The sequence below is a fragment of the Alcanivorax sp. MD8A genome, assembly GCF_002888555.1.
Classification (GTDB): Bacteria; Pseudomonadota; Gammaproteobacteria; order Pseudomonadales; family Alcanivoracaceae; genus Alcanivorax.
In genome coordinates, this window is the sequence record NZ_AQOQ01000038.1 from 20,931 (window position 1) to 27,548 (window position 6,618).

A 6,618-nucleotide genomic window follows, 5' to 3' on the forward strand; every position below is an offset into this window, starting at 1 on the left:
ATGGGCGCGGCCTCTTTGCTTCCAGTCACAGCCAGACGCCGATCGGGCCGCTGTTCACTTTTCACTGTTAACTATTAACTGTCGATCGCTTTTCTATACGCCTGCGTATGCAGCAACTCCACCAGCTCTCCTTCCGGTACCGGCTTGCTGATCAGGTACCCCTGGATGCTGTCGCAGTCCATGTCGCGCAGGATGCTGAGGTGGTCTTCGGTTTCCACGCCTTCTGCGACCACGTTCATCTGCAGGCTGTGAGCCATGTCGATGATGGCGCGGGTGATGGCGGCGTCGTCGGGGCTCTTGTCCAGATCCATAATGAAGGACCGGTCGATTTTCAGGGTGTCTACCGGGAAGCGCTTCAGGTAGCTCAGTGAGGAATAGCCGGTGCCGAAATCGTCCAGGGCCAGCTCGATACCGCGGGTGCGCAGTTGCTGGAGCAGCTCGATGTTCTGCTCCATGTCTTCCATGATCAGGCTTTCGGTGAGCTCCAGTTCCAGCAGGTGGGGTGGCAGCTCGGTGCTGGACAGTACCCGGTCGACAATATCGGCCACATTGCCCTTGCGGAACTGGTGGGCGGACAGGTTCACCGAGACGCAGATGTCGCCCAGCCCCTGCTTGTGCCATTTGTAGGCTTGGCGACAGGAGCGTTCCAGTACCAGCTCACCAATGGCGGAGATCAGGCCGGTTTCTTCGGCCAGCGGGATAAATTCGGCGGGCGGCAGCAGGCCCATGGTCGGATGCTGCCAGCGGACCAAAGCTTCCACAGAATTGATGCGGTTGGTGGCCAGATCCATTTTCGGTTGGTAATGAACCACAAACTCGTTCTTGAAAATGGCCTTGCGCAAGCTGGTTTCCAGGGCCAGTTGCTCCACCGAGGCCACGCGCATGTTACTGCGATAGAACTGGTAGTTGTTGCCGCCACTGCGCTTGGCTTGATACACCGCCATATCGGCCTGGTTGATCATGCTCTGCGCTTCTTTGGCGGTGTCGGGGAAGATACTGATGCCAATACTGGCCCCCAACAGCAGCTCATGGCCATCAATGAGGAACGGCTTCTTCATGGCATTGATGAGCTTCTGGCACTGCTGGGTGATGACGTTTTCACCGCCATGGTTTTCCATCAACAGGGTGAACTCGTCGCCACCAACCCGGGCCATGTTTTCGACCCCGCCGGCATGCTCGCCAAGCCGCTCTGCGGCCGCCTTGAGCAGGCGGTCGCCAATTTCGTGGCCGAGGGACTCATTAATGGGCTTGAAGCGGTCCATGTCGATCATCAGCAACGCGACCTTTTCCCGGTTCAGGCGGGCCAGGGTCAGGGACTTGTGCAGGTGCTCGCGGAACTGGGAGCGGTTGGGCAGGCCGGTCAGGCGGTCGTAGTTGGACAGGAACTGGAGCTGTTGCTCGGTTTCCTTGCGAACCGTCAGGTCGGACATCATGCCCACATAACGAATCACCCGTTTGTGCTCATCGCGCACCGCGCTGACCTGCAACCACTCCGGGAACATCTCGCCGTTGCGGCGCCGTTCGTTGATTTCCCCTTCCCAGAAACCATTTTCCTTCAGGGCGGCGGTAATGGACAGATAGGCTTCGCGGTTGGCCGCGGTTTCTTCGTGGTCCAGCACCTGTTTACCCAGCACCATGGATTCCGAGTACCCGGTGATTTGTTCAAAGCGGGCATTCACGGCCAGGAAGCGGAATTTCTGATCGAGGATGAAGATGCCTTCCGGTGCATTTTCGAACACGGTGGCGGCCAGTCGTTGCTGTTCCTGGGCCTGGCGGTCTTCGGTAATGTCGCGGCGGGTGCCGATCATGCGGGTGGCGCGGCCCTTTTCGGACCATTTGACCACGCGACCGTCATCTTCGATCCAGCGCCAGCTGCCATCGGCGTGGCGCAGCCGGTAGACCGCATGGTAGCGGTCGCTGTCACCCTTGAAGTGAGCGACCATGGCCCGGCGGATGCGGGTCAGATCTTCCGGGTGAACCAGCGTTTCCAGGTCACCGAAGAAGTTTTTGAAGTAGGCGCTGTCGTAGCCCAGCAACCGGTCGAAATTGGTGTGGTAGTTGCGGCCGGTGTCCAGCATCCAGTCCCACAGACCGATATTGCTGGCTTCCAGCGCCAGTTCCAGCCGCTCGCCGGTGGCGCCCAATGCCTGATTGCTCTCTTCCAGCGCCTGGGTGCGCTCCTGCACCATGGTCTCCAGGCGCTCGTTGGTTTCCTGCAGTCGCTGCCGGGCCTCTTTGCGTTCGTAGATTTCCTGGGCCAGCTTCTCGTTCAGGGCCTCGGCATCACTGCGGGCACGGTTCAGGTAATCGATCAGTGAGCGATTGCTGGCCTGCAGCATCATCGCCTGGTGGCCGGTGTTGTGGATGCGTCGGGCGGCCAGCAGGAAGAACAGGCCCAGCACCGAGAGCAGCACCATGAGGGATAGCTCGGTTTCGGCCTGGGTCTGGGACAGCCGGTACATGGTTGGGCCCAGCAGCATGGCCAGATACAGGAATACGGTCGGGAAATGGCTGCTGTAGGCCGCCAGGGCCATGGTGCTCAGGCCAAGGCCGAGGCAGGCGCACAGTAGCTGAACGCTGAGCAAGTCGGGCCGGAACAGCAGTTCTACCGGGTTGAACAGGTACCCGGCCATGCCGATCAGTAGCGGGGTGCTCAGGGCCAGGCAAGACAGCATGACCCGGCAACGGGGGGTGATTTCGTCCCGCAGCAGGCGCTGGCGGCACAGATACAGCAGGGGCAAGCGCAGCAGCTGCACCACAATCACGGTGGCCAGCCAGCCCAGTAGCAGGGAACGGGGGACCTCTCCATTCCAGTAAAAGCCGGCAAGCGCGGCGGCACTGATGGATTCGAGGACAAACAGCACGACAACGCCACTGAATAGCAGCTGGCATTGTTCTGTCAGCACGCCCTTGAAGGGAGCGTGGGCTGTTTTGTTCGGAGACTGCGAAGACACCTTGATTATTATCCTCTGGCCGTGAAGCCGAGTGTTTTTGTTTGTCAGTGTACCCATCGACAGGAAGAAGGGGAACCGCCTTTATTTGCCTATCTCAAGGGCGGGACAGAGGCTCCCCAATCACTCCCGCCGAGCAGGGGTTTCTTGGGCCCACATTCTGCTAAACTCCCGCGCCATGGATGACGTGACTTCCCTTATTGATGGTTTGAACCCGGCCCAGCGCGATGCGGTGGCAGCCGATGACCGCCATTTGCTGGTGCTGGCCGGGGCCGGCTCGGGCAAGACCCGGGTGTTGGTGCACCGGATCGCCTGGCAGATCGCCACCGAACAGGCCTCGCCGTTCGGTATTCTGGCGGTGACCTTTACCAACAAGGCGGCCGCCGAAATGCGCGGCCGTATTGAGCAGCTGCTGGACATGTCAGCGGACGGTATGTGGGTGGGCACTTTCCACAGCATTGCCCACCGCTTGCTGCGCTCGCACTGGCAGGAGGCCGGCCTGCCCCAGGGCTTCGAGATTATTGATGCCGATGACCAGCAGCGGTTGATCAAGCGGGTCATCAAGGAGCTGGGGCTGGATGAACAGCGCTGGCCGGCCCGCCAGGCCACCTGGTTCATCAACAGCCAGAAGGACGAGGGGCTGCGCGCCAGACACATGGACGCCAATGGCGACCTGTTTGTCCAGACCATGCAAAAGATCTATTCCGGCTATGAAGACGCTTGCGAGCGCGGCGGCCTGGTGGATTTCAACGAGATGCTGCTGCGGGTGCTGGAGTTGTTCCGCGACAACGACAGCCTGCGGGGGCACTACCAGCGCCGCTTCCGCCATATTCTGGTAGACGAATTCCAGGATACCAACAGCATCCAGTACGCCTGGTTGCGGTTGCTGGCCTGTGAAGACAATGCAGTGACCATTGTGGGCGATGATGACCAGTCCATTTATGGCTGGCGCGGCGCCAAGATCGAGAATATTCACAAGTTCAGCCGTGATTTCCCGGATACCCGCACCATCCGCCTGGAGCAGAACTACCGCTCCACCGGCACCATCCTGAAAGCGGCCAATGCGGTGATCGACAACAACAGCGATCGTCTGGGCAAGGAACTCTGGACCGAAGGCGGCGATGGCGACCCGATTCGCTTGTATGCCGGCTTCAACGAAGTGGACGAAGCCCGCTTCGTGGCCGGCCGGGTGGACAAGCTGTTCCAGGAAGGCACCGCGCGGCGGGAAATGGCCGTGCTGTACCGTTCCAATGCCCAGTCACGAGTGCTGGAAGAAGCCTTCCTGCAGGCCGGTATTCCCTACCGCATCTATGGGGGGCAGCGTTTCTTCGAACGTCTCGAGATCAAGAACGCGTTGGCGTACCTGCGCCTGATCAGCAACCGTCACGCAGATGCCGCCTTCGAGCGGGCGGTCAATACGCCCACTCGCGGCATTGGCAACAAGACCCTGGAAACGTTGAGGGAGGTGGCCCAGGCCCGTGGTTGCTCGCTGTGGGATGCCGGGCAGGCCATTGTCAGTGAGCAGTTGCTAACTGCCCGGGCGATCAATGCACTGGCCGTTTTCCTCAATCTGGTCGGTCAGCTGGCGCAGCAGTGTGAGGGGCTGAATCTGGGGGAAACCGCCGAGCATGTCATCGAGGCCAGTGGTCTGGTGGCGTTCCATGGCAAGGAAAAAGGCGAGAAGGGGCAGCAGCGCCAGGAAAACCTGCGAGAGCTGGTGTCTGCCACCCGTGAGTTCGGTGAGGAAGATGAAGATTCCGAGATGGACTCGCTGACGGCGTTTCTGGATCACGCGGCGCTGGAGTCCGGTGAAGGTCAGGCCGATGCCCATGAGGACGCGGTGCAGATGATGACCCTGCACTCGGCCAAGGGGCTGGAGTTCCCGGTGGTGTTCATTTGTGGCATGGAAGAGGGCCTGTTTCCTCACCAGCGTTCCAGTGAGGACCCCAGTGGCCTTGCCGAAGAGCGTCGTCTTTGCTACGTGGGTTTGACTCGCGCCATGCGCGAACTGTACCTGACCCATGCGGAAAGCCGTCGCCTGTACGGCAACGAAAACTACAACCCGCCCAGCCGCTTCCTGCGCGAGATTCCCGCCGAGGCCATGGAAGAGATTCGTGCCCGCGCCGGTTTCAGCCGCCCCATGGGCGGTGGCAGCAAGCCGATCCGGGAAACCGAGGCCAACGGTATTGTGCTGGGCGCGCGCGTGTTGCATCCCAAGTTCGGCGAAGGCACGGTGCTGCACTTCGAGGGGAAGGGCCCCAATGCACGCTTGCAGATCAATTTCGACGGCGCTGGTACCAAATGGCTGGTCAGCCAGTACGCGCGTCTGGAAGTGATTTGAAGAAAGTCTGACGTCGGACGACGGACGTCTGACGCAGACAAGACCATCTTCGTTACCGCGGGTTTAGCGTCCGACTTCAGACGTCTGACGTCCGACCCGTCGAAAAGAACAATGGGCCTGCAATTTGCCGCGGCCCAACCAAGGAGGACACATCATTGGACCGTCGTAAATTCGTTTCTGCCCTGGGATTGGGCCTGGGTGGCCTGGCACTGGCTGGATGTGAGCAGAAAGACTGCCCGCCTGCCGAAGGTCAGGCCGCCGCCGGTGCGCCGGAAAAGAAAAAACCGCAGCCGCAAACCTACGAATGGAAGATGGTCACCACCTGGCCGAAGAATTACCCGGGCCTGGGCGCGGGTGCCAACCGGTTTGCCAAGCGAGTGGAAGAAATGTCTGCCGGGCGGATCAAGATCAAGGTGTACGGCGCCAAAGAGCTGGTGCCGGCGTTCGAGGTGTTTGATGCGGTGCGCCAGGGCAGTGCCGAAATGGGCCACGGCGCAGCCTACTACTGGAAAGGCAAACACCCGGCGACTCCGTTCTTTACCGCTGTGCCCTTTGGGCTCACCGCCCAGGAAATGAATGGCTGGCTGCACCATGGTGGTGGCCAGGAACTGTGGGATGACCTGTATGCCCAGTTCAATCTCAAGCCATTTGCCTGCGGTAATACCGGCACCCAGATGGCGGGCTGGTTCAACAAGGAAATCAGCAGTGTTGACGATCTCAAGGGTCTGAAAATGCGCATGCCTGGCCTGGCCGGGGAAGTGCTGGCCAAGGTCGGCGCCACGCCAGTGCAGTTGCCCGGGGCGGAAGTGTTCACCTCCCTGCAGACCGGTGCCATCGACGCTGCAGACTGGGTTGGCCCCTACAACGATCTGACCTTTGGTTTGCACCGGGTGGCAGAGTACTACTACTACCCGGGCTGGCAGGAGCCTGGCCCGACTCTGGAGCTGACCATCAACAAGAGAGTGTGGGACAGCCTGCCGGCGGATCTGCAGGCGATCATTCGCTATGCCGCCCAGTCAGAAAACCAGGACATGCTCGATGAGTACACCGCACGCAACAACGCCGCCCTGGACGAGTTGGTCAACAAGCACGGCACCAAACTGCGTCGCCTGCCGGATGATGTGCTCAAGGCCTTGAAGGACGCCAGTGATGAAGTGGTCGAGGCGCTGGTGGCAGACAACAAGGATGCCCGCAAGGTGTATCAGTCGTACCGCAAGTTCCGCGATGAATCCATCAACACCATGGCCATCGCCGAGCAGCCGTACCTGAATATCCGTAAAGCGCTGGAAGGCTGAGGGCTATCAGCTATCAGCTATCAGCTATCAG

Annotated in this window: 3 protein-coding genes; 2 read left to right on the top strand and 1 reads right to left on the bottom strand. The window is 60.4% G+C overall.

All coding sequences use genetic code 11. The annotated features are described in order from the left end of the window. Positions 1 to 74: 74 nt before the first annotated feature. Complete coding sequence (locus tag A15D_RS15005) at positions 75 to 2,954, bottom strand: GGDEF domain-containing phosphodiesterase (RefSeq protein WP_233192259.1); 2,880 nt, start codon at positions 2,952 to 2,954, stop codon at positions 75 to 77. Between the two features lie 175 nt (positions 2,955 to 3,129). Between A15D_RS15005 and uvrD the strand changes: the two genes are divergently transcribed. Next, the gene (uvrD, locus tag A15D_RS15010) at positions 3,130 to 5,292 is read left to right on the top strand and encodes a DNA helicase II (RefSeq protein WP_102792587.1); all 2,163 of its coding nucleotides are present in this window, start codon (positions 3,130 to 3,132) and stop codon (positions 5,290 to 5,292) included. 155 nt (positions 5,293 to 5,447) lie between these two features. Then, positions 5,448 to 6,587 (top strand): TRAP transporter substrate-binding protein, encoded by a 1,140-nt coding sequence (locus A15D_RS15015; RefSeq protein ID WP_102792588.1) that lies wholly within the window; start codon positions 5,448 to 5,450, stop codon positions 6,585 to 6,587. Positions 6,588 to 6,618: the final 31 nt, after the last annotated feature.